This window comes from Pseudomonas sp. XP1 (assembly GCF_053557675.1).
This window is the reverse complement of sequence record NZ_JBNRIJ010000019.1, coordinates 45,560-68,341: the sequence shown is the minus strand read 5'-3', so window position 1 is coordinate 68,341 and position 22,782 is coordinate 45,560. Positions and strand designations below refer to the sequence as shown.

The window sequence follows — 22,782 nt, the reverse complement described above, 5'->3', positions numbered from 1 at the left end:
CGCCAGCTCTCTTTCACCGCCCCGCGCCGCCCGCCCAGGATCACCCAGCCAATCCCCAGCAACAGGCTTTCGACCACGAAGGCCAGCACAAAACCTGCACCAAGCCCCCAGGCAACCGCCTCGGGCGCCAGCAGGATCTGGTAGCTGTAGCCATTGAGGGTTTCTTCGCGCAACTGCGGGTCGGCCTGCACCAGCACGTGCCAGGTACGCTGCGCCCATGGCGCTTGCAGCGCCTGCCATTCGTTTTCCAGCAGTTCGTTGCGGATCATCAGGCTTTCGATGCTGTTGGCATCACTGTTGAACACCGGGTCGTGGCTGCTGCGTTAATGCCGCAGCAGCGCCTGCAGGTCGCCATTGAAGAAGCGTTCGGCGGTCTGCCGGAAGCCGTCGAGCGCTTCGCGTGACTCGAACAGGTGCGCCTCGACCCGCTGGCTGTAGTCCTTCACCAGCCCCGGGACCTGGATACCGGCCAGCAGGCCGAAGGTGAACAGCAGCAACCGCAGGTAACTTCTGAACATGCCGCGTCCTTAGCTCTGGCCGTGCGCCACGCACTCGCCGTGCCGCCACAGGGCCCACTGACCCGGCTCGTAGCGCTGCCAGGTCTCGTTCTCGGTCAAGGCCTCGGTGGCGATCACCGTGACCACGTCGTTGGGGGTAGTTTCGGTGTGAAAATCGACGATCAGGTCGACATCCTTCAAGCGCGCCGCACCAAAGGGTGCCCGGCGGGTAATGTGCACCAGCTTGGTCGAACAGAAGCAGAACAGCCAGTCGCCGTCGCTGAGCATGCAGTTGAACACGCCCTGGCCACGGTAGCCGGCACAGGCTTCGACCAGCACCGGCAGCAGCTGTTCCACGGGCACAGGCTCTGGGAAGGCGCTGCGGATGCGGTTGAGCAGGTCACAGAAGGCCGCCTCGCTGTCGGTGTCGCCCACCGGCCGGTAGAAACTGGCCTGGCCCTTGAAGTCGCCCAGCTGGCCGTTGTGCGCGAAGCACCAGTTGCGGCCCCACATTTCCCGCACGAAGGGGTGGGTGTTGGACAGGCATACCTTGCCGACGTTGGCCTGGCGGATATGGCCGATGACCACTTCACTCTTGATCGGGTAGCGCTGCACCAGGTTGGCCACTTCCGACTCGCTGCTCGCGGCCGGGTCCTGGAACAGGCGCAGGCCACGGCCTTCGTAGAAGCCGATGCCCCAGCCGTCACGGTGCGGGCCGGTGCGGCCACCGCGCTGCATCAGGCCGGTGAAGCTGAAGACGATGTCGGTAGGGACGTTGGCACTCATGCCCAGCAGTTCGCACATAGATGTCTCCGCTTACAGACGGGGCTCGACCCGGCCGCCGCCACGGAGGGTGGCAGAGGCGGCTGGAGGTGGCGCGTCTCGGTAACGGTCGCGGCGCTCGGCGGCCAAGGGTGCCTGGGCGCCGAGCTGGTCATCTTCGGCAGCCTGGCGCTGGGCAGCGGCCTCCGCCCGCGCGCGGCGCTCGCGGGCGCGCTTTTCCAGCGGCAAGCGCACCAGTACGAAAAGGAAATACAGGGAAAAGGCCCCCATGCCGTACATGGCGAAGTCGGACACTGCGCGCCAGGCGTTGTTGCCAACCTTGAAGGCGACATCAAGGGCGGTGATGGCAATGGCCGGGGCGAAACTGTCCTTGACCGGGTCGACGATGGTCGGGGTCAACAGCAGCACTGCCAGCACCACCCGCAGCGGTTCGCGCAGCCAGCGCCACATCCAGCCGGTGAGCTTGAAGCCCACCATCAGGCAGCCCAGGGCGGCAACGGCATAAAGGCCCCAGGCGAGGGTGTAGTCGTTCTCGGTCATGGTGTTCGTGCAAGCCAGGCAAAGAGATGCCTATGATAAACACTTTTCCGGGCGCAGACAGTGTTTGCCTGTCCCGGCCTTTTCGCGGGTGAACCCGCTCCCACAGGTAATGCGCATGGCTCGAAGTCTGCCGTGATCCTGTGGGAGCGGGTTTACCCGCGAAGAGGCCGGTGCAGGCGACCCCAAACATGAGATCTTCAATGCAAACCAAGCCCCAACCCCCGATTGCCCACGTCGGCCACACCGCCGACCCGTACGCCTGGATGCAACAGCGTGACACCCCCGAGGTGCTTGCCTACCTGCAAGCCGAGAACGCCTACCAGGAAGCCTGCCTGGCCAACCAGGCGCCACTGCGCGAACAACTGTTCGAAGAGATCAAGGGCCGCATCCTGGAAACCGACCTGTCGCTGCCGACGCCCTGGGGCCCCTACCTGTACTACACCCGTACCACCGCGGGCGACGAGTACCCGCGCCACTACCGCTGCCCGCGCCCGGCCGACGACTCCAACACGGTCGATGAAAGCCAGGAACAACTGCTGCTCGACCCCAACGCCCTGGCCAATGGCGGTTTCCTGTCCCTTGGCGCGTTCAACGTCAGCCCCGACCACCGCCTGCTGGCCTACAGCCTGGACACCAGCGGCGACGAAATCTTCACCCTGTATGTGAAGGACCTGGCCAGTGGCAGCGTCACTACCCTGCCCTTCGACGATTGTGATGGCAGCCTGACCTGGGCCAACGACAGCCAGACCCTGTTCTTCGCCGAACTGGACGACACCCATCGCCCATGGCGCCTGCGTCGTCACACCCTGGGCAACGAAGGCGCGCAGACCGTGTTCGAGGAGCCCGACGGGCGCTTCTTCCTGCACTGCTACCGCACCAGTTCCGAACGCCAGCTGGTGCTGCTGCTCAACAGCAAGACCACCAGCGAAGCCTGGGTGCTGGACGCGGAAACCCCGCAGGCTCCGTTCACCTGCCTGGCGCCACGCGTCGAAGGTCACGAATATTTCCCCGACCACGGCCAGCTCGACGGCCAGTGGCGCTGGTTCATTCGCACCAACCAGGACGGCATCAACTTCGCCCTGTACCACGCCCCGGTCGCACCAGTGCCCAGCCGGGAGCAATGGCAGGTGCTGGTAGCGCACCGCGACGCGATCATGCTCGAAGGCCTGAGCCTGAATGCCGGCGCGCTGACCCTGAGCCTGCGCGAAGGCGGCCTGCCGATCATCGAGGTGCGCCCACAGGGCCTGGCGGCCTACCGCGTCGAACTGCCCGACGCGGCCTACAGCCTTTACGTGCAGGACAGCCTGGAGTTCGCCAGCCCATGCCTGCGCCTGCGCTACGAAGCACTCAACCGCCCGGCCCAGGTACGCCAGCTGGAGCTGGCCAGTGGTGCCCAGGCGGTGCTCAAGCAAACCCCGGTGCTGGGGCCGTTCGATGCAGATGACTATGTCAGCGAGCGCCTTTGGGCCACGGCAGCGGACGGCACCCGGGTGCCGATCAGCCTGGTGCGCCGCCGCCAGGACCTGGGCCAGACCGTGCCGCTTTACCTGTATGGCTACGGCGCCTATGGCGAAAGCCTCGACCCGTGGTTCTCGCACGCGCGCCTGAGCCTGCTGGAGCGCGGCGTGGCCTTTGCCATCGCTCATGTGCGTGGCGGCGGCGAACTGGGCGAAGCCTGGTACCGCGCCGGCAAGCAGGAGCACAAGCACAACACTTTCAGCGATTTCATCGCCTGTGCCGAGCACCTGATCGCCGAGGGTGTAACGGCTGCCGACCGCCTGGCCATCAGTGGCGGCAGCGCCGGTGGCCTGCTGATCGGCACGGTGCTCAACCTTCGCCCCGAGCTGTTCCGCTGTGCGATTGCCGAAGTGCCGTTCGTAGATGTGCTCAACACCATGCTCGACCCCGAGCTGCCGCTGACCGTGACCGAGTACGACGAATGGGGCAACCCTGAGGAGCCGGAGGTGTATGAGCGGATCAAGGCCTACGCACCGTACGAGAACGTGAAGGCACAGGCCTACCCGGCGATGCTTGTGGTGGCGGGCTACAACGACAGCCGCGTGCAGTACTGGGAAGCGGCCAAATGGGTGGCGCGGCTGCGCACGCGCAAGACCGACGACAACCTGCTGCTGCTCAAGACCGAGATGGGGGCTGGGCATGGCGGAATGAGCGGGCGGTATCAGGGGCTCAAGGATGTGGCTTTGGAATACGCGTTCGTGTTCGGCGAGCTAGGTATCGTTTGAGAAAACTGGGGGCGCTTTGCGCCCCTTTCGCGACACAAGGCCGCTCCTACAGGTACCGCGCATGCCCTGAATCCTGCGCGCTCCCACAGAAAACCGGGGCAGGCCGGCTGAATTCAATCATCCTGCACCGGCTGCTTCGGCGGGTCCTGGCGCAACCCCGGCAATGGCTGGTCCTTCGGCGGTCCGGGCACTGGCATCGGTGGCAGCAACGGCGCCCCCGGCTGGCTGTCATAGGCCTTGGGCGGTGTACTCGGGGTAATCTGCGGATATGGCGTAGGCGTCGGCGTACCCGGTGCACCGGGCACCGGCGTGCTCAGCCGGGGTGGCGTGCTGGCAGCTTCGGCCATGGGCAGGCCGGCCAACAACAGCGCAGCGAGGATCGCGCGAAACATCAGCAACCTCCTGTCGGGAACCTTCCTACAGGCTACGCCTAAATCACAGCTTTCGCCTGTCCGCCTGCCCCGCAAGCGCGCTAGACTCAGTGGCATAACCGTCATTTGCCAGATCAGAACAAAGGAAACACCATGAGCTCCACCTCTTCCGCCGCCGCTACCGCGCGCCTGGACCGCATCCTGGCCGATGCCAAGCGCGACAAGGAAATGGGCTACCGCGACAAGGCCCTGAAAATGTATCCGCACGTCTGCGGCCGCTGCGCCCGCGAGTTCTCTGGCAAGCGCCTGAGCGAGCTGACCGTGCACCACCGCGACCACAACCACGACAACAACCCGCAGGACGGCTCAAACTGGGAGTTGCTGTGCCTGTACTGCCACGACAACGAGCACTCGCGCTACACCGACCAGCAGTACTTCAGCGAAGGCTCCACCAGCACCCCGAGCATTGCCAAGGCCACCCACAACCCGTTCGCCGGGCTGGCGGGCATGCTGAAGAAAGACTGACCATCGATTCGCCCCCCGCTGCTACCGGGCAGCCCGTATAATCGCGCTTTTTTCGCGAAGGGCCCCGGTACGTGGCAAACAAACGATACAGCTGCATCGGTCTGTTCAACCCCAAGTCGGCAGAAAATGTCGGCTCGGTGATGCGCGCCGCGGGTTGCTACGGCGTCAATTCGGTGTTCTACACCGGCAAACGCTACGAGCGTGCCCGTGACTTCGTCACCGACACCAAGCGCGTGCACTACGACATCCCACTGATCGGCATCGACGACCTGCAGCGCATCATCCCGCTTGGCTGCACGCCGGTGGCAGTGGAGTTGGTGGAAGGTGCGCGGCCATTACCGGAGTACACCCACCCGGACCGGGCCATCTATATCTTCGGGCCGGAAGACGGCAGCCTCGGTGCCGATGTGCGGGCTTGGTGCGAAGAGACCATCTACATTCCGACCGAGGGCTGCATGAACCTGGCAGCGACGGTGAATGTGGTGCTGTATGACCGTATGGCCAAGGGGCTGAATACCCGTTCGGGGCCCAAGTTCAAATAGCCGACTGAACGATGACGGTGGCCAACAGGTCACCTGCATACACTTCAGACGGAGACCTTGCCATGCTTGATATCCATTCGGCAGCGACATCGCAGGACAAGAACGTTCATGGCCTGGAGCGCGCCAGTTCGCTGGCTGGCGGCGCGCTGATGGTCAGCAAGGGGCTGCGCCACGGCGGCCTGGTCGGGTTGTTGCAGATCGCAGTGGGCGGCCTGGCACTGGCTCGAGGCTTCAGCGGGCACTGTGCAACCAAGGCCTGGTGGCAGCGGCATCGGCAGGAATATCACCGCTTGCGTTCGGACATCGAGCGCAGCGCGGCGGAGCTGGAGGCATTGAAGGCGAGTGCCGACGCAGCGACGCGGGGGGTGACGGTGACCGGGAAGGATCCATTGGCCAATTGATTTTGCACTGCCTGTGCCGGCCCTTTCGCGGGTAAACCCGCTCCCACAGGGACGGCACCGTCTTGAGGGCAGTACATTACCTGTAGGAGCAGCCTTGTGCTGCGAAAGGGCCAGTATGATCAAAGAGGGCAACAATAAACCTGTGGGAGCGGGTTCACCCGCGAAGAGGCCGGTACGGGCGAAAGAGGTGCTTAGCGCAACGCCTTGCTCTGCAACACCTCGGAGCGCCGCCCCAGTACGTTTTCACTGATCTGTATGAAGTCTTCGGTGCTGACGCTGGGCAGACGCATCAGCCCGCGGGCAACATCGTCCAGCGAGCGTTTGGCCTGGGTGTGGATGCGGATTTCCTTGTCCAGCGCCTGCAGCAGCATCACCCCGCGCGCCACCTGCGCCGGGGTGGCATGCTCGCCTTTGAGGCGGGTGACCTTGGCGCCCTGCTTGCTCAGGCGCGCCTGCCAGGCCTGGTAACGGTCATCACTCACCCCGCCCGAACGGCGCAGCAACTCGCTGGCGTAGTAGTCAGTCAGGCTTTCCACCAGCCAGTCACTGCCATCACGCCCATGGATCTGCGCAAACAGTTGCACCACTTCGCGCAGCAGTGGGCTGCTGCCATTCTCGCTGACCATCGGCCGGGCACTGTGCAGGTACAACGAGCCCTGCGCGGCCATCGCCCCGCGCCACATGCCGTCGCGGGCACCGACCAACAGCAGCTTCGGCGGGTTGCGCGGGAATACCGCCTGCAATTGCGGCCAGACAAAAGTCAGCATGGTCAGGTTGTCCATGCGCCGCATACCCTGCCCAACCGGTGCGGCCACGGTCACCTCGGTTTCGCCAAGGCGGGCGCGGCGGCTGCCCAGGTCGCCGGCGAGCATCCAGCCGGTGGGACGGTCGAACAGACGCGAAACGTTGTCGATGCGGAACTTGTCCTTGCCGATGCGCGGCCAGGAGGTCTCGATGCTCTTCCAGCTCTCGGGCAGGTCGAACGCCAGACGCGCCACCAGCTCGGTGCCATCCTGCTGGTCGAGCCGTGCAGGCGGTACCAGCTGGTCGCCGAGGAACAGCGCCCAATGCGGGGTGATGCGCGACGAATAGGCGCCGCTGGCGCGTTTCTGGTCCAGCTGCACGCGGTAGCTGAGGCTGGTCTTGCCGGCCGCCGGTTGCCACACGCCGCGCTGGCCCTGCAGTTGCCATTGGCCATCAGCCTGGAAGCCGCTGTAGGCCCCGGCCTTGCCCAGGTCGAAGTCCAGGCTGCGCACGGCACTGCCTTCGGCCAAGGTGAGGCGGACCTCCGCCTGGCCACTGGCTGGCAACAGGCGCACCTGGTAGTCGAGGTCGACCTTTTTCGCCCAGGCGGGCGAGCTGGCCATCAGGCCTAACAGCAACAACAGCTGGCAACGCATACAGAAACTCCTTGTTTCCCCATGGCAGCGGGCCGCGCCGGTCAGCTGGCGCGGAAGATCAGGTGGTCTTCCCAGTCGTCTTCGTGCACTTCATGTTCACTGAGCATGCGCCCCGACTGGGAAATGCGCTGTTCATGGACCTGTTGGCGATCGCCGCAGACCAAATGGTGCCAGGCCGGCAGGTCCTTGCCCTCGCTGACCAGGCGGTAGCCGCAGGTGCTCGGCAGCCACTTGAACTGGTCGGCCTTGCCCGGGGTGAGCTGGATGCAGTCAGGTACCTGAGCGAAGCGGTTTGGGTAATCGCTGCACTGGCAGGTGTGCAGATCCAGCAGTTTGCAAGCGATGCGCGTGTAATAAACGCTGTTGTCGTCCTCGTCCTCGAGCTTTTGCAGGCAGCACAGGCCGCAGCCGTCACACAGCGACTCCCATTCTTTCGGGCTGAGTTGCTCAAGGGTCTTGCGCCGCCAGAACGGCGCGTTTTCAGCGATCATGACACGGTTTCCTGCATTCATCTTGGGGCCACGGCGCGCGGCGGCGCCAGTCTAGAGCCTGGCCTTCGGCAAAGCCAGACCGCTTGTCAGTCGCGACGCGACGCAGTAGCGTGCGCGTTTCCCGTCCTTTTGCAGGAGCCGCCATGAGCGCCACCCCTCGCATTGCCGATTACGCCATCAACGAGCAGTTCATCAACCGCTGGTCGCCACGCGCCTTCACCGCCGAGCCGATCAGCGAAGAAACCCTGCTGAGCTTCCTCGAAGCTGCACGCTGGGCGCCGTCGGCGAACAACTCGCAACCTTGGCGCTTCCTCTATGCCCGCCGTGACACGCCGAACTGGGAGCGCTATCTGAACCTGCTGGTGCCGGCCAACCGCAGCTGGGCGCAACAGGCTTCGGCGCTGGTAGTGGTGATTTCCAAGACGACCTACGCCGCTCCGGGCGCCACGGAAGAAAGACCGGCACTGTGGCACACCTTCGACACCGGCTCCGCCTGGGGGCACCTGGCCCTGCAAGCCAGCATCAGCGGCTGGCATACCCATGGCATGGCCGGTTTCGACCAGGAACTGGCGCGTCAGGAGTTGAAGGTTCCTGAGGGTTACGTGCTGCATGCCATGGTGGCGATCGGCAAGCTGGGCGACAAGTCCAGCCTGAACGAAGCCCTGCAGGCGCATGAAGTACCGAGCCCGCGCAAGCCACTGAGCGAGCTGGCTGCCGAGGGTGATTTCAGCCTGTGAGCCCTCATTGGCTGTAACGGCCTTTTCGCAGCACAAGGCTGCTGCCACAGCGTAGTGCAAGACCGCACACACCTGTAGGAGCAGCCTTGCGCTGCGAAGAGACCGGCACAAGCGCTACACAAATGGAATCTTTGGCATATTTCACCAGTCCTTACTTACAAGAGGCCAGCAGTCCGAGGCCCTTGACCCTCAACCACGCAAGGACTCCGTCATGACCACGATCCTCATCATCATCCTGATCCTTCTGCTGATTGGTGGCTTACCGGTCTTCCCGCACTCGCGCAGCTGGGGCTATGGCCCGTCCGGCATCATCGGCGTGGTGCTGGTGATCCTGTTGGTGCTGTTGTTATTGGGCATGATATGAACTGCCAACCGCCCGGCTACAGGCTTGCATCGAACACCACTGTCACGGCGCCCGTATAAACCTGCCCAGGCTTCATTCGCTCGGCGCCCGACATGCCTTGTGGGAGCACATGGAAGTGCAGCAGGCCCCGGCAGAGTCCCGGCCCGTCGGCAGGCAGGTCGAATGCCAGCGCATGCTGCTCCCCTCCCAGCGACAGTGCCCGCCTGTTGACCGCGCTGCCGCGATGCAAGGCTCCCGACAGGCTCACCGCCAGGTACAGTGGGGTTCGGTCACCATTGGCGGCCTGCAAGGGGCAGCCGACATTGGCCGATGATGAACAGGTCGCCCAGACTTTGAATGGGCCGCTGCTGGTCAGGGTGAAGGGAATGTCTTTTTCCAGTTTGCCCGGCAGGCCATGGCGCCCTGCGTAACGTTCCCAGCCTGGCCGCGGCTCCAGCACCACGCGGTGTGCATCAGCGCCAAAGCGCACATCCAGGTCATGCAACACCTCCAGTTCGACATGAAAGGCCACCGAATCGGTATCCAGGGCTGTCACCGTCCTGTTCGAACCCAATCCGATATCCCTGTCAGGGCCCAGTGAATACTGGATTCGCCCGCGATACCTGCCGGCGGCAAGGCTTGCCGGATTGGGCATTTTCAAGCGATAGCCCAGTAGCAGATTTCTGACCCGGTAACGGCCAACATCGCCTGGCGGCAAGCCCACCCTGCAACCATTGGCGGGTACCGCCCAAAGTAATGGGTGCCCTGCCCCGGCGTTCAGCACTGCCTGACAACCGCTGCTCTGCAGGCCCGGCTGCAAGGGAAGCGACGGCCCGTCGCCCATTCGCGTCACCACCCCGCCAATGTGGGTGATCTCGATTTCCACGCGGGCCTGCTCTGCCGACCCTTCGCGGGTCAGATACAGAATACCCGGCTGGCTCGGTCGTGCGAAATGGAAGCCGTCAGCCTGTTCGCCATCAACCTGCTTTTCAAAGCTGGCCTCCAGTTGCACCAAGCCTTGCAACGGCTTGTCGCACAATGCAGCAACGCGGGCGCAGGCCGAGGAGGCCCGAGACGTCAGGTTCTCGAACTGCCGGGTTTCACCGCGGTAGCGAAGTGCAAGCGTGACATCGGCAGCCTGTGCGGCCTGGGCCGCGAGCAGGCCGAACGTGACCCACAAGGTCACTAGGGTTCGCTTCATCGCCTGCGCCTCTCAGGGGGCCTTGAACGTCAGGGCTTTGTGCGTTGCCCCCTCATGCAGGTCAAAGCGGTACTCCCACCCTGGCTGCTCGGCAAACTCACGCACGACCCCAGGGCGCAGGTGGTGCTTGACCGGCTCGCTGCAGCCCTGCCCGCCAGCCTGGCAATGGCGGAAGTTGTCGAGCAACACGGTCGCATTGCCTTCATTGCCCACCCTCAGTTGCCCGCCAGCCTGGCGCAGGGATGTCTGGTAGCGGGTATCGTTCGGTCGGGTGAACAGCAACGTGCCGTAGCCCGCCAGAAACTGCACGCCCGCACTGAGGGTTTCGCGGTACTGCTCGATCTGCGTTTCACTGAGTGCGAAACGGTCGTCCTTGTCCGGCAGCACAGGGATGAAGCGCAGGCGGAAATAGCGCTCCCTGTCGCGCTCGCCGCGGTACAGCAAGCGCACCGACTGCATTCCCTGCGCCGGAATGATCAACCGCGCCGGGCTGGCCACCACGCCGCGCTGTTCGAGCGGAAGGTGCTCGATTTCCACTTCCCTTGGCTTGCCCTGGCCGTCATACACCAGTTCCAGCACGCTGACCTTGACGAAGGCCGTGCTGTCACCGCGGTTGTAGATACGTTTGGCCAACGTGGTCTTGCCCGCTTCGAGGTAGTCGTAAAGCCCACCCACATTCAGCTGCGGCCCGGCCTGGGCCGTCAGCGGCAGCAGCGCCAATATCGTCAGCAACCTGAATAACTGCATTCTCAACCTCGTTCATCTATGGATTCAAACCGTGCATCTTCGGCCCGGCCTGCCTGGGGAGGCATGCAACGCTGGTCGCCCACCATCAGCACATCGTCTTCTCGCACGTGCTGTTCGGGGGACAGGTTCAACAAGCACGCCAAAGCGCCGGCCAGCTGTACTTCCAGGGTTGGCCGGGACTCGTTCATTTCCACCGTGAAATAGCCATCGGCCTCACTCACCGAGCGGCCGGCATCATTGATGACCCGTGCGCCACGAATCGCCTGGCCGTGGCCGTCGACCAGGCGGCCTAGTACGGTGACCGTCCGCAACACTTTCAACTGGCGGTATTCGACGCCGCCACGGTTGAGGTGGTAATCCATGCTCGTCGGCTGGATTTGCGCTGCGGGTGCCTGCCGGGCATCGAAATCGAACGTCACATGGCCTTCCTTGAATGCGCTCACCGGGATGACATTGCGCCCGGCATGCAGCTCGCTGCTGCTACCATGCTCGTCACTGGCGACCAGGGCCACGCCTTCAAGGTCGGTGTCGACATCGATGATCAACCCGGCTTGCTCAACCATGCCCTGCCCGCTCAACGTCAGCTGGCCGCCACCCATAGCGAGGGTGCTCTGGAGGTTCAGCCCGCCGCTGGCCTTGTTGTCGTAGGTGGAGGTCTGCGCATACAGGTCGCCATCGAAGGCCTGGCCTTGCAGCCGGCCGTTGGCTGAAAAGCCGGTGCCGTAGCGGTCGACCATGGCTCCGCCGCCCAGGCTGTGCACGGGGCCAAGCTCTACGTCCTGTTGGTACCAGAGCGAGGCGTGCCGGTCAGTACCTTCGCCGTCGCGCCCTGCGCGGCTGCCAACATCGATGCCCGCCTGCCGGTCGGCAAGGGCCAGGCTCATGCTCACGCTCAGGTTGACCCCACGGCTACGCCGCCCTCTGTAGCGGCCGGCTTCAGGGCGGTCGAACAGCGACAGCCGGAAATTGCTGTCGCTGCCCAGCAGCTTGCCGTGGAACACCCAGCCAAGGTCGACGCCCAGGCCGCCGGACGCGCCGGCGGCATGCTCCAGGCGCAGGGTGGCGGAACTGCGTGAGGTAACCCGGTGGTTGAGCGAGACGCTGCTCTGGCTGCTCGTTTCCAGGCGCGACGCTTCGCCCCTGGCATAGGGGCGGCTTTCGAGCCACAGCTGGTGATGGCTGAGCAAGAGCGAGCCACGTGCGTAGGTGTGGGTCACCTGCAGGTCGTAGCCGCTGCCCCGCCCGTCGGTATGGTTGAGGTTGCCGTAAAGCCTCAGTTGCTCGGATGCATCCCAGTCCAGCGAGGTGCCATATTGGCGGGTGCCTTCCACCTGTTGGGCCGACAACCCAAGCACCGCGCTGGGGTGCAACAAATAGTTGCTCATGACACCGGCCGCCAGGCCGTCGGCCTGTGGCTCATCCCGGTTATCGAGCACGCTGGCCTGCCGGCCCAGGTACAGGTTGTAGCGCCAACGGCTATCGAGGTTCTGCCACTGGGCCGGCTTGTATATGAACGCTTCACTGCGGGAGGTTTCGCGGCCATCTTCGATCAGCCGTACCTGCACTTCGTAGATACCCCCCGGCAGCACCCGGGTATCCAGCGTCTGCAACCCAGGTTGCACCTGCTGGCTGTTGATCAACGAGCCGTTGCGGTAAATCTCCACCAGACCCGGTCGGTTGGGAGTTACATGGATGGGCACGGCACTGGCCTGGCCGTTATCCACCAACAGGCTATCGCTGCTGCCGAACATCACCCCCAGGGTGGTACGGGGGGCGTTACCCAGCATTGTGGGTTGGCGCACCAGCCCTTGGGCCTCTGGCATCACATACCCAAGCCGCCAGAAGTGCTCGTCCTGCAGGCGCTCGGCGTACAGCTGCGCCACACGGTGCGCATCCCTGCCCTGCCGCCCGTCGCTACGGTCAACCTGGGCATCTGCCAGCCCGGTCCAGCTACCCAGGCTGCCCTGCCCCATCAGGTTGATGCGCCCGCTGGTGCTGTTGCCATCGTTCACCACATTGAGCTGATTGCGCAGCAGAAGGCCCGCGCTGCCCTGCTCGGGTACGCGGTGATAACGGGACGCTTGCGCGGTTTTTTCGGCATTGCGGGTCAGCAACGACAGCTGAGAGTTGGCCAAGCTGTAATGCATGGTCTTGAGGCCGCCAGGGCAGTCATGTCGGCAATCGCCGAGCGCGCGCCCGGGTGCCAGGTACCCCTGCCACAGGCTACGCAGGTGCGCAGGCTCATGGCTATCCTGGGTATCGGTGAATTCCAGCAGTTGCACGCGGTTATCGCGGGTCAGGATCACCATGGCATCGCCCAGGTAGCGCCCATCCAGCTCTACGCGCACGGCCAGCGGCACATCAAAAAAATGGGCTTCGAATTCGGCTGGCAATCCTTCGACAGCGCTCAGGACAACAGCCGCATCGCTGTCACCCGCCCAGCTGTAGAACGGTGACAGGCAGGCGCAGAAGACCAGCCGACGACACACCTGTCGGCCGACTGCAAGCAAATTGAACATGATTCAAACCAGGGACCGGCCCCGGCTCCCTCGGTTAACCGAAGGGCCGAGGCGGTTGCGTGCTACGTATCAACGCGCACTGGGTGCGGCAGTTTCGAACAGGATGCTTACGGTGCCGCTGTAGGTACCGGCCACAAAACCGTCATTCGGCTTGATGGCATCGATGGAAATGGGCAGCTCTTTGCCTTCTTTGGCGTCTGCGTCGCTCATGACCTCCACCGGGCTGAGTTGCAGCGATTTGTTGCCCACCTTTACATCCAGCGCAATAGTTTCACTCTCACTGCTGATAATGGCGGCTTGTTGCAACTTGGCTTCGATTGCGCCTACGGAGCTTTTGGCGTGAAACTTGTTGCTGAACGGTACGAATGCCTCTTTGTCAACTTGATAGTCCAGCTTTACGGGTTTATTCGCCCAACTGGCATCGGGCTCGACGGTAAACTCTACTGCCGGAACAACCGCCTCGACCGTAATATCTTTCCTGATAGGTTCGATTGCCAATGCCGAACTTGCGACAAATGCCAGGAACGGCACTGCCATGAAACGTGCTTTCATCTTGATAACTCCTATTTTACGTTGCAATACACCTGGCCCGCTGCAGAACTGCATCAGGGCGCTAAAACTTCAAACAGCAAGTTGAGGTCTGCGCTGTAACTCCCGGGTGTCAATCGCTGTCCGGTCGGTATGGCTCTTTCGGTCCACAATGCAACATTGAAGTCAGCCCAGCCTGATTCCTCCATCAACACCAGCGGCGTGCCGTCATCCGGCACCAGCCCACCTTCTCCACGCGGCCCGGAAACGGCCACGAACATATCCAGTTCTTCATTGACCTGATTGTTTTCGTCAACGAGTCTGAAGTTGCCCGTTTGCCTGACCTGGACGCCTCCCACCGTGCTTCTGATATCCAGATCACGGGAGTACTCACGGAAGTCGTCGGCTTCCGGCATGTAGGTCAGGCGTGTTCTTTCCGGCCAGTGGCCAATCGGGTCTACCCGAAATTCGGCGGCCGTCACGGTGGCCGAGACCTTCACATCGTGGTTGACAGCGCTCATTGCGAACGCTGGCGTCAATGTCATCGCCCACAGCGGCGCAACGAGCTTGAACATCTTCATGGCCAAGGTCTCCCGACTCATAGTGGTGGTTCGGTTTCAAAAACCAGCTCTACCTGTGCGGTATAAGTACCCGGTCGGGCGACCCAGTTAATCAGTGTCATGGGCCTGAAGTAGAAGTCCACTTCCTTGCCAACCGCGGCCTCTGCCGCGGGCAGTACCTGAACAGATGAGCCGTCGTCCGGAAGTTTTTTGCCATTTATCGACATGATGTAGCGCAGGCCAACCGACTTGCCGTTGTCATCCAGGAACTCTGGGGTTTTGCCTGCGTATTTGACGGTAACTGCCCCATTCGGGCTTTTGAGGAAGGCAGTATGTTTAACCGGAGGAAAGTGTTGGGAATCTTTCTTGAATTGCAGCTTTACCGGTGAATTTCCCCACTCGCCGATTGGCTTGTATTCGAACGCCGGCGCAGCCACTACGGCATTGACCGCAATATCTAAATGCTTGGGCTCCAACGCGATGGCGTAACTGCTGGCAACTGTCAGCGCAGACGCCAGCAAAACTCGTATGTTCACGCAGTCCTCCTGAAAACCGGAAAGCCGCCACGGATTCGGTAGCGGTAGGGTTTATTCTTTAATTCGGAGGAATTATTTGCGCCAATGCGGGGTGGTTGATGTAGGGGTTTACTGAATGAACCTGGGCAATTTCGCTAGACGATTGCCCGCCCTGCAAGGGGGCGCCACCCCCCTAAAAAAAACACCCCGCCAAGGCGAGGTGTTTTCATGCAAGGCAGTTTGCGCTGCCTGAATATCGCTTAGTGAGACACGGCCCCACTGGCACCCAGGCCAGTCTGCGAACGCACGAACTGCGGGAAGAACAGCGCACGTTCGTCTTCGGCAGCCTTGGACTTGTCGGTGACCGAGAAGAACCAGATACCGACGAAAGCGATCAGCATCGAGAACAGCGCTGGGTACTCGTACGGGTAGATCGGCTTCTCGTGGCCGAGGATCTGCACCCAGATGGTCGGGCCGAGGATCATCAGTGTCACCGCACTCACCAGGCCCAGCCAGCCGCCGATCATGGCACCGCGAGTGGTCAGCTTCTTCCAGTACATCGAGAGCAGCAGTACCGGGAAGTTGCAGCTGGCCGCGATGGAGAACGCCAGGCCGACCATGAAGGCGATGTTCTGCTTCTCGAACAGGATGCCCAGGCCGATCGCCAGTACGCCCAGGGCAACGGTGGTGATCTTCGACACGCGGATCTCGTCCTTGTCGTTGGCCTTGCCCTTGCGCCATACACTGGCGTACAGGTCGTGGGACACCGCTGAGGCACCAGCCAGGGTCAGGCCGGCAACCACCGCCAGGATGGTGGCGAAGGCAACAGCCGAGATGAAGCCGAGGAACACGCTGCCACCCACGGCGTTGGCCAGGTGTACTGCTGCCATGTTGTTGCCACCCAGCAGGGCGCCAGCGGCGTCCTTGAAGTCCGGGTTGGTGCTGACCAGCAGGATGGCGCCAAAGCCGATGATGAAGGTGAGGATGTAGAAGTAGCCGATGAAGCCGGTGGCATACAGCACGCTCTTGCGCGCTTCCTTGGCGTCACTGACGGTGAAGAAGCGCATCAGGATGTGCGGCAGGCCGGCGGTACCGAACATCAGCGCCAGGCCCAGCGAGAACGCCGAGATCGGGTCCTTGACCAGGCCGCCCGGGCTCATGATCGCCTCGCCCTTGGCGTGCACCTTGATCGCTTCGGAGAACAGGGTGTTGAAGTCGAAGCCCACGTGCTTCATCACCATCAGCGCCATGAAGCTGGCACCGGACAGCAGCAGCACGGCCTTGATGATCTGTACCCAGGTGGTGGCCAGCATGCCGCCGAACAGCACGTACAGGCACATCAGGATACCCACCAGGATCACGGCCACGTGGTAGTCCAGGCCGAACAGCAGCTCGATCAGCTTGCCGGCACCGACCATCTGCGCGATCAGGTAGAACGCCACCACCACCAGCGAACCGGAGGCCGACAGGGTGCGGATTTCCTTCTGCCCGAGGCGGTACGAGGCCACGTCGGCGAAGGTGTACTTGCCCAGGTTGCGCAGACGTTCGGCGATCAGGAAAAGGATGATCGGCCAGCCGACCAGGAAGCCGATCGAGTAGATCAGGCCGTCGTAGCCAGAGGTGAACACGAGTGCGGAAATACCCAGGAACGAGGCGGCCGACATGTAGTCACCGGCAATTGCCAGGCCGTTCTGGAAGCCGGTGATCTTGCCACCGGCGGCGTAGTAGTCCGACGCCGACTTGTTGCGCTTGGAGGCCCAGTAGGTGATGCCGAGGGTGAAAGCGACGAAGGCCACGAACATGGCGATCGCGGAAACGTTCAGCGGTTGCTTCTGCACCTCGCCGGTCAGGGCATCGGCGGCCCACACGGCGGGTGCGAAGGCTCCGCAGGCCAGTACGGCCAGGGCTTTGGCGTGGCGAATCATTGTTGCGCCTCCTTCAGGATGGCCTTGTTCAGCTCATCGAATTCGCCGTTGGCGCGGCGGACGTAGATGGCGGTCAGGACGAATGCCGAGACGATCAGACCGACGCCCAGGGGAATGCCCCAGGTAATCGATGACTCAGGGCTGAGCTTGGTGCCCAGGATCTGAGGACCGTAGGCGATCAGGAGGATGAAGGCGCAGTACAGGCCGAGCATGATCGCCGAGAGAATCCAGGCGAACCGTTCGCGTTTGGTGACCAGCTCCTTGAAGCGGGGGCTGTTTTGTATCGAGAGGTAAATGCTGTCGTTCATTGTTTTTGTCCTAGCAGCACAGATAGGGGTGGAACCCACGACCCTTACTTTATGCGGCTATCGGACACCAACCAGACGACCTTAGTCTTAGATGCAACGGTGTTTTACCGATTGCGTAACAAAGTGATGGCCCATTCGCGGGCACGCCCGCTCCCACAGGTACTGCACCAGCTTCAAGGGCAGCGAAAATCCTGTGGGAGCGGGCGTGCCCGCGAGACAGCAAAACTGGCCCTGACAGGTTGTTACTTGCCAGTCCACTCCTTCACGCGGTCAGGGTGCTTGGCCACCCAGTCCTTGGCCGCCGCTTCAGGCTTGGCGCCTTCCTGGATAGCCAGCATCACTTCGCCAATCTCGTCCTTCGACTGCCAGCTGAACTTCTTCAGGAACTCCGCCACTTCCGGGGCCTTGGTCGCCAGTTCCTTGCTGCCGATGCTGTTAACGGTTTCCGCAGCGCCATACACGCCTTTCGGGTCTTCGAGGAACTTCAGTTTCCACTTGGCGAACATCCAGTGCGGTACCCAGCCGGTCACCGCGATCGACTGCTGCTTGGCATAGGCACGGCCCAGTTCCGCAGTCATCGCCGCGCCAGAGCTGGCCTGCAGCTTGTAACCGGTCAGGTCGTAGTCCTTGATGGCCTGGTCGGTCTTGAGCATCACGCCGGAGCCGGCGTCGATGCCGACGATTTTCTGCTTGAAGGTGTCGTCGGTCTTGAGGTCGGCGATGCTCACTGCCTTGACGTACTCGGGGACGATGAGGCCGATCTTGGCGTCCTTGAAGTTCGGGCCGTAGTCGACCACGTTGTCCTTGTTCTTGGCCCAGTACTCGCCATGGGTCACCGGCAACCAGGCCGACAACATGGCATCGAGCTTGCCGGTTGCCACGCCCTGCCACATGATCCCGGTGGCCACGGCCTGCAACTTCACGTCGTAGCCGAGCTTCTGCTTGATCACTTCGGCGGCCACGTTGGTGGTCGCAACGCTGTCAGCCCAACCGTCCACGTAGCCAATGCTGACTTCTTTGGCCATTGCCTGTGCCGCACTCATGGCCAGTACCATGGCGGTGCCCACACCCAGGAAACGTCGCATTCTTGTAATAGCAGCCATCAAAGCATCCCCTCGTCAGGTCTCGGAATTTGCATCATCGTCCTGCAACAATAGTCGACCTGCTCCAGCTACGACCTGTAGCCGCCCCATATGCGACAGCACTATGCCATTAGCGCCATCAGCCTGCGCCGACCTGCGCGATCCTTGCATGCCAAAGGTTTGGCGCCGGGCTACTATCTACCCTTTTGCGCCTGACGATGGACCGCCCGATGCCCAGTTCTACCCGCCTGCTGCTGCCGTTGTACCTGCTTGCATGCCTGCTCTCCATACTCGGGCTCGGAGGCCTGTGGTACGGGCTTGGCAAGCCGGTGCACCTGCCCGACGCGGCCAGCCCGACGCACAAGCTGCAATGCGCCTCGTACACCCCGTTCGACAAGGACCAATCGCCCTACGACCAGCCGTTGCGCCTGCGTCCGGCCCGCATGGACGCCGACCTGGCATTGCTGGCCGAGCGTTTCCAGTGCATCCGCACCTATTCCCAGACCGGTCTTGAGGCAATCCCGGCGCTGGCGCGCAAGCATGGCCTGAAGGTGATGCTGGGTGCCTGGGTCAACGCCCACCCGGCCGACACCGAGAAAGAAATCGAACTGCTGATCGCCACCGCCAATGCCAACCCCGACGTGGTCAGCGCGGTGATCGTCGGCAACGAGACGCTGCTGCGCAAGGAAGTGACCGGCGCGCACCTGGCCACGCTGATTGCCCGGGTGAAAAACCAGGTCAAGGTGCCGGTGACCTACGCCGATGTGTGGGAATTCTGGTTGCAGCACCCGCAAGTGGCGCCTGCGGTGGATTTTCTGACTATCCACCTGCTGCCTTACTGGGAAGACGACCCGCGTGGCATTGACGAAGCCCTGGCCCACGTTGCCGATGTGCGCCGGGTGTTCGGCACGCGCTTCGCGCCGAAGGACGTCCTTATCGGCGAAACCGGCTGGCCCAGCGAAGGCCGACAGCGCGAAACCGCGGAGCCCAGCCGGGTCAATGAGGCGCGCTTCATTCGCGGGTTCGTGGCCATGGCCGAAAGCAACGGTTGGCACTACAACCTGATCGAGGCGTTCGACCAGCCATGGAAGCGCGCCAATGAAGGGGCGGTCGGCGGTTACTGGGGGCTATACGATGCCGACCGGCAGGACAAGGGCGTGCTCGAAGGGCCGGTGAGCAACCTGCCTTACTGGCCGCAGTGGTTGCTGGCCAGTGCCATGCTGATGGTGCTGATGCTGATGCTTGCCGGGCGCCCCGCCACCCCGAGGGCGGCCATGCTGCTGCCGTTGCTGGCGGCGTTTGGGGCAGGCTGTCTGGGGCTTTGGGGCGAGCTGATGCGTACCCATGCGCGCTTTGCCGGGGAATGGCTGTGGGCGATGCTGCTGGCGGGGCTGAACCTTCTTGTGCTGGCCCATGCCGTGCTGGCCCTGGCACGGCGCACGGGCTGGCGCGAGCGCCTGTACGCCTGGCTGCAGGCGCGAGCCGGTTGGCTGTTGCTGGCGGCGGGTTTTGCCGCGGCGGTGAGCATGCTGGCGATGGTGTTCGACCCACGCTATCGCAGCTTCCCCAGCGCAGCGTTGGCGTTGCCGGCGCTGGTGTTTGCACTGTGGCCGGTGCGTGCACGGCGGGCGGAGGTGGCGTTGCTGGCGTTCATCGTCGGTGCCGGGGTGGCGCCGCAGTTGTTTGTGGAGGGGCTGGAGAACCAGCAGGCCTGGGGGTGGGCAGTAGTCAGTGTGCTGATGACCGCGGCCTTGTGGCGGAGCTTGCGCCTGCGCCCGGCCTGATATCCTTGGGACCGCTTCGCGCTCCATCGCAGGCAAGCCAGCTCCCACAGGAGCTCTGCTGCCTATGAAATCGGCGCGGTCCCTGTGGGAGCTGGCTTGCCTGCGATGGGCCGCAAAGCGGCCCCTTTCAGCCTTACTCCGGCGACCTGACCAACCGCAACCCCGCCAGCACCAGCGCGAACACGGCAATGCTGGCGGTATACAGCACCAGTGCCGGCACCGCGAACACCAACGCAACCACTGCCAGCCACCAGCCGCCACGCCCGGCAACCAACTGCGCCAGCAGCGCCAGCCCCAGCCCGCCCCAGGCCATCACCTGATGATGAATGCCCAGTCCCAGCAACGACCGTACCTCACACTGCCAGTACCTCGCCGGCGCCGTGCACAGCCCCACCCACTGCCCGTCCTCCATCAGCCCGTAGCGCACGCCATAACTGGCAGCAAGCCAAAGCCCCAGAAACAGCACAAGCAGCGCAGCCGGCAGCGAACGAGACATCCAGTTCTCCAATAGCGGAAATCGAAAGCATCCATGATCGCTTATGCACAGTTGTAAGGCAAAATCACAGCCCTGCAGCTATGTTGCAGATAACAAGCACACCAAAGACCACCGCGCCTGGCAACTTTGCCCGTCCCGTTGTGGTCCTAGCCTGCACACCGCTCGACCTTGCGTTCTTTTGGGGGATTACATGCTTCGATCTTTGCGCCTCGCTGCTTTGCTCGGCGGCCTGCTCATGGCTGTGGCCGCTTCGGCGCGGGATATCGACGCCGCAAGTTATGGCTACCCCTTGACCAACCCGTTCGAGGCAACCATTGCCACCACCCCACCGGACCAGCGCCCCACGCTGCCCGACGACGACGAAATCAGCCAGTCCGATTACAGCCTCAACCTGCGCCCGGACCGTGAGTTCACCCTGCCCGACAACTTCTGGGCAGTGAAGAAGCTCAAGTACCGCCTGGCTCGCCAGGACCACGAGGCGCCGCTGATCTTCATCATCGCCGGCACCGGTGCGCCCTACACCAGCAGCATCAACGAATACCTGAAAAAGCTGTTCTACCAGGCCGGCTTCCACGTGGTGCAGCTGTCCTCGCCCACCAGCTACGACTTCATGAGCGCCGCTTCGCGCTTCGCCACCCCAGGCGTCAGCCAGGAGGATGCCGAAGACATGTACCGGGTAATGCAGGCCGTACGCGCCCAGCACCCACGCCTGCCTATCAGCGAGTTCTACCTCACCGGCTACAGTCTGGGCGCACTCGACGCTGCCTTTGTCAGCCACCTGGACGAAACCCGCCGCAGCTTCAACTTCAAGCGCGTGCTGCTGCTGAACCCTCCGGTCAACCTGTACACCTCGATCAACAACCTGGACAAGCTGGTGCAGACCCAGGTCAAGGGCATTGACCGCAGCACCACCTTCTACGAGTTGATGCTGGCCAAGCTGACTCGCTACTTCCAGGAAAAGGGCTACATCGACCTCAATGAAGCCCTGCTGTACGACTTCCAGCAGTCGCGCCAGCACCTGTCCAACGAGCAGATGGCCATGCTGATCGGAACCTCGTTCCGCTTCTCGGCGGCCGACATTGCCTTTACCTCCGACCTGATCAACCGCCGCGGCCTGATCATTCCGCCGAAGTTCCCTATCACCGAGGGCAGCAGCCTCACGCCGTTTTTCAAGCGTGCCTTGCAGTGCGACTTCGACTGCTACATGACCGAGCAGGTCATCCCCATGTGGCGTGCCCGCACCGACGGCAACAGCATCCTGCAACTGGTCAACCAGGTCAGCCTGTATGCGCTGGAGGACTACCTGAGCAGCAGCGACAAGATCGCCGTGATGCACAACGCCGACGACGTCATCCTCGGCCCTGGCGACATCGGCTTCCTACGCAAGGTGTTCGGTGAGCGCCTGACCCTTTACCCCCATGGCGGCCATTGCGGCAACCTCAATTACCGCGTCAACAGTGACGCCATGCTGGAGTTCTTCCGTGGTTAACAAACTCCTCTTCGCCACTGCCCTGTTCGCCGCCGGCCAGGCCCTGGCCGCCGAAACCGCCCCTCGGGCCAGCGTGATCGAAGCCGACCCGCAAGTCACCGAAGCACCACTGGCACCCGAGGCCGATGGTTTCGTCGACCCGCTGCGAGAGCTGAAATTCAACCCGGGGCTGGACCAGCGCGAGTTCGAGCGCTCCACACTGCAAGCGCTGAACGTGTACGACCCGCTGGAGTCGATCAACCGGCGCGTCTATCACTTCAACTACCGCCTGGACCAATGGGTGCTGCTGCCGATGGTAAGCGGCTACCAGTACGTCACCCCGCGCTTCGTGCGCACCGGGGTGACCAACTTCTTCAACAACCTGGGCGACGTGCCGAACCTGTTCAACAGCGTGTTGCAGTTGAAGGCCAAGCGTTCGGCGGAGATCACCGCGCGGCTGATGTTCAACACCATCATCGGCGTGGGTGGGCTGTGGGACCCGGCGACCAAGATGGGCCTGCCGCGGCAAAGTGAAGACTTTGGCCAGACCTTGGGCTTCTATGGCGTACCGGACGGGCCATACCTGATGCTGCCGGTGCTGGGGCCGTCGAACCTGCGCGATACCACCGGGCTGGTGGTGGATTATGCAGGCGAACAGGCGATCAACTACCTGAACGTGGCCGAAGCCAGCAGCGACCACCCGGAAATTTCCGTACTGCGCGTGGTGGACAAGCGCTACAGCACCAAATTCCGCTATGGCCAGCTCAACTCGCCGT

The 22,782-nt window shown here is 62.9% G+C and carries 24 protein-coding genes and 1 pseudogene; 9 read left to right on the top strand and 16 right to left on the bottom strand.

Annotation, left to right across the window (positions count from 1 at the left end):
- The 3 genes and pseudogenes from ACK1U9_RS17205 to ACK1U9_RS17195 form a co-directional block, all read right to left on the bottom strand.
- A pseudogene (locus ACK1U9_RS17205) lies at nucleotides 1-518 on the bottom strand (DUF2937 family protein); the annotation flags it as partial.
- Nucleotides 519-527: 9 nt separating this feature from the next.
- The gene (locus tag ACK1U9_RS17200) at nucleotides 528-1,301 is read right to left on the bottom strand and encodes a class II glutamine amidotransferase (RefSeq protein ID WP_013973756.1); all 774 of its coding nucleotides are present in this window, start codon (nucleotides 1,299-1,301) and stop codon (nucleotides 528-530) included.
- Between the two features lie 12 nt (nucleotides 1,302-1,313).
- A complete protein-coding gene (locus ACK1U9_RS17195) occupies nucleotides 1,314-1,820 on the bottom strand; it encodes an MFS transporter (protein ID WP_108481473.1) in 507 nt (168 codons plus the stop codon).
- 200 nt (nucleotides 1,821-2,020) lie between these two features.
- On the opposite strand from ACK1U9_RS17195, the gene ACK1U9_RS17190 reads away from it, so the two are divergent.
- Nucleotides 2,021-4,063, top strand: a complete 2,043-nt coding sequence (locus ACK1U9_RS17190; RefSeq protein WP_046616462.1) for a S9 family peptidase — start codon at nucleotides 2,021-2,023, stop codon at nucleotides 4,061-4,063.
- Between the two features lie 113 nt (nucleotides 4,064-4,176).
- On the opposite strand, the gene ACK1U9_RS17185 is transcribed toward ACK1U9_RS17190, so the two are convergent.
- A complete protein-coding gene (locus ACK1U9_RS17185) occupies nucleotides 4,177-4,455 on the bottom strand; it encodes a hypothetical protein (protein ID WP_046616463.1) in 279 nt (92 codons plus the stop codon).
- A 132-nt stretch (nucleotides 4,456-4,587) separates the two neighbouring features.
- On the opposite strand from ACK1U9_RS17185, the gene ACK1U9_RS17180 reads away from it, so the two are divergent.
- The 3 genes from ACK1U9_RS17180 (at nucleotide 4,588) to ACK1U9_RS17170 (ending at nucleotide 5,902) form a co-directional block, all read left to right on the top strand.
- Nucleotides 4,588-4,959: a YajD family HNH nuclease gene (locus ACK1U9_RS17180; RefSeq protein ID WP_003259546.1), complete on the top strand. Its 372-nt coding sequence runs from the start codon at nucleotides 4,588-4,590 to the stop codon at nucleotides 4,957-4,959.
- Between the two features lie 71 nt (nucleotides 4,960-5,030).
- On the top strand, nucleotides 5,031-5,501 hold the full coding sequence (locus ACK1U9_RS17175; RefSeq protein ID WP_046616464.1) for an RNA methyltransferase: 471 nt from the start codon (nucleotides 5,031-5,033) through the stop codon (nucleotides 5,499-5,501).
- A gap of 62 nt (nucleotides 5,502-5,563) precedes the next feature.
- Nucleotides 5,564-5,902 (top strand): YgaP family membrane protein, encoded by a 339-nt coding sequence (locus ACK1U9_RS17170; RefSeq protein WP_046616465.1) that lies wholly within the window; start codon nucleotides 5,564-5,566, stop codon nucleotides 5,900-5,902.
- 191 nt (nucleotides 5,903-6,093) lie between these two features.
- Here ACK1U9_RS17170 and ACK1U9_RS17165 read toward each other — a convergent pair whose 3' ends face one another.
- Both ACK1U9_RS17165 and ACK1U9_RS17160 read right to left on the bottom strand, forming a co-directional pair.
- Nucleotides 6,094-7,302: a hypothetical protein gene (locus tag ACK1U9_RS17165; protein ID WP_449110055.1), complete on the bottom strand. Its 1,209-nt coding sequence runs from the start codon at nucleotides 7,300-7,302 to the stop codon at nucleotides 6,094-6,096.
- Nucleotides 7,303-7,343: 41 nt separating this feature from the next.
- Nucleotides 7,344-7,793 (bottom strand): YcgN family cysteine cluster protein, encoded by a 450-nt coding sequence (locus ACK1U9_RS17160; protein ID WP_284386318.1) that lies wholly within the window; start codon nucleotides 7,791-7,793, stop codon nucleotides 7,344-7,346.
- A 143-nt stretch (nucleotides 7,794-7,936) separates the two neighbouring features.
- Between ACK1U9_RS17160 and ACK1U9_RS17155 the strand changes: the two genes are divergently transcribed.
- Together ACK1U9_RS17155 and ACK1U9_RS17150 are read left to right on the top strand one after the other, a co-directional pair.
- On the top strand, nucleotides 7,937-8,530 hold the full coding sequence (locus ACK1U9_RS17155) for a nitroreductase family protein (RefSeq protein ID WP_153671632.1): 594 nt from the start codon (nucleotides 7,937-7,939) through the stop codon (nucleotides 8,528-8,530).
- Between the two features lie 211 nt (nucleotides 8,531-8,741).
- A complete protein-coding gene (locus ACK1U9_RS17150) occupies nucleotides 8,742-8,894 on the top strand; it encodes a DUF3309 family protein (RefSeq protein ID WP_003252624.1) in 153 nt (50 codons plus the stop codon).
- A 16-nt stretch (nucleotides 8,895-8,910) separates the two neighbouring features.
- Here ACK1U9_RS17150 and ACK1U9_RS17145 read toward each other — a convergent pair whose 3' ends face one another.
- The 9 genes from ACK1U9_RS17145 to ACK1U9_RS17105 all read right to left on the bottom strand — a co-directional run bounded on the left by ACK1U9_RS17145 (nucleotide 8,911) and on the right by ACK1U9_RS17105 (nucleotide 18,279).
- Nucleotides 8,911-10,074, bottom strand: a complete 1,164-nt coding sequence (locus ACK1U9_RS17145) for a hypothetical protein (RefSeq protein ID WP_085601783.1) — start codon at nucleotides 10,072-10,074, stop codon at nucleotides 8,911-8,913.
- 12 nt (nucleotides 10,075-10,086) lie between these two features.
- Nucleotides 10,087-10,821, bottom strand: a complete 735-nt coding sequence (locus tag ACK1U9_RS17140) for a pilus assembly protein (RefSeq protein WP_085601784.1) — start codon at nucleotides 10,819-10,821, stop codon at nucleotides 10,087-10,089.
- Nucleotides 10,822-10,823: 2 nt separating this feature from the next.
- On the bottom strand, nucleotides 10,824-13,340 hold the full coding sequence (locus ACK1U9_RS17135; protein WP_153671633.1) for a TcfC E-set like domain-containing protein: 2,517 nt from the start codon (nucleotides 13,338-13,340) through the stop codon (nucleotides 10,824-10,826).
- 69 nt (nucleotides 13,341-13,409) lie between these two features.
- Complete coding sequence (locus ACK1U9_RS17130; RefSeq protein ID WP_158090609.1) at nucleotides 13,410-13,892, bottom strand: CS1 type fimbrial major subunit; 483 nt, start codon at nucleotides 13,890-13,892, stop codon at nucleotides 13,410-13,412.
- 53 nt (nucleotides 13,893-13,945) lie between these two features.
- Nucleotides 13,946-14,449 (bottom strand): CS1 type fimbrial major subunit, encoded by a 504-nt coding sequence (locus ACK1U9_RS17125; RefSeq protein WP_135001718.1) that lies wholly within the window; start codon nucleotides 14,447-14,449, stop codon nucleotides 13,946-13,948.
- Between the two features lie 17 nt (nucleotides 14,450-14,466).
- On the bottom strand, nucleotides 14,467-14,964 hold the full coding sequence (locus ACK1U9_RS17120) for a hypothetical protein (protein WP_085601788.1): 498 nt from the start codon (nucleotides 14,962-14,964) through the stop codon (nucleotides 14,467-14,469).
- A 239-nt stretch (nucleotides 14,965-15,203) separates the two neighbouring features.
- Nucleotides 15,204-16,868: a cation acetate symporter gene (locus ACK1U9_RS17115; RefSeq protein ID WP_013971432.1), complete on the bottom strand. Its 1,665-nt coding sequence runs from the start codon at nucleotides 16,866-16,868 to the stop codon at nucleotides 15,204-15,206.
- On the bottom strand, nucleotides 16,865-17,176 hold the full coding sequence (locus ACK1U9_RS17110) for a DUF485 domain-containing protein (protein WP_003260090.1): 312 nt from the start codon (nucleotides 17,174-17,176) through the stop codon (nucleotides 16,865-16,867). Before ACK1U9_RS17110 ends, ACK1U9_RS17115 begins: the two co-directional genes overlap by 4 nt.
- 242 nt (nucleotides 17,177-17,418) lie before the next feature.
- Nucleotides 17,419-18,279 (bottom strand): glycine betaine ABC transporter substrate-binding protein, encoded by an 861-nt coding sequence (locus ACK1U9_RS17105; protein ID WP_046616715.1) that lies wholly within the window; start codon nucleotides 18,277-18,279, stop codon nucleotides 17,419-17,421.
- Nucleotides 18,280-18,476: 197 nt separating this feature from the next.
- Here ACK1U9_RS17105 and ACK1U9_RS17100 point away from each other — a divergent pair, with 197 nt between their 5' ends.
- On the top strand, nucleotides 18,477-20,042 hold the full coding sequence (locus tag ACK1U9_RS17100; RefSeq protein WP_449110054.1) for a glycoside hydrolase family 17 protein: 1,566 nt from the start codon (nucleotides 18,477-18,479) through the stop codon (nucleotides 20,040-20,042).
- Nucleotides 20,043-20,175: 133 nt separating this feature from the next.
- Here the strand turns inward: ACK1U9_RS17100 and ACK1U9_RS17095 are convergent, their stop codons facing one another.
- Nucleotides 20,176-20,538, bottom strand: coding sequence for a hypothetical protein (locus ACK1U9_RS17095; RefSeq protein WP_108481467.1), 363 nt, complete (start codon nucleotides 20,536-20,538; stop codon nucleotides 20,176-20,178).
- A 190-nt stretch (nucleotides 20,539-20,728) separates the two neighbouring features.
- Between ACK1U9_RS17095 and ACK1U9_RS17090 the strand changes: the two genes are divergently transcribed.
- Nucleotides 20,729-22,027: a serine/threonine protein kinase gene (locus ACK1U9_RS17090; protein ID WP_046616718.1), complete on the top strand. Its 1,299-nt coding sequence runs from the start codon at nucleotides 20,729-20,731 to the stop codon at nucleotides 22,025-22,027.
- Nucleotides 22,020-22,782 (top strand): MlaA family lipoprotein (locus tag ACK1U9_RS17085; protein WP_449110053.1); only part of this gene is annotated, 763 nt, incomplete at its 3' end. The genes ACK1U9_RS17090 and ACK1U9_RS17085, both read left to right, overlap by 8 nt.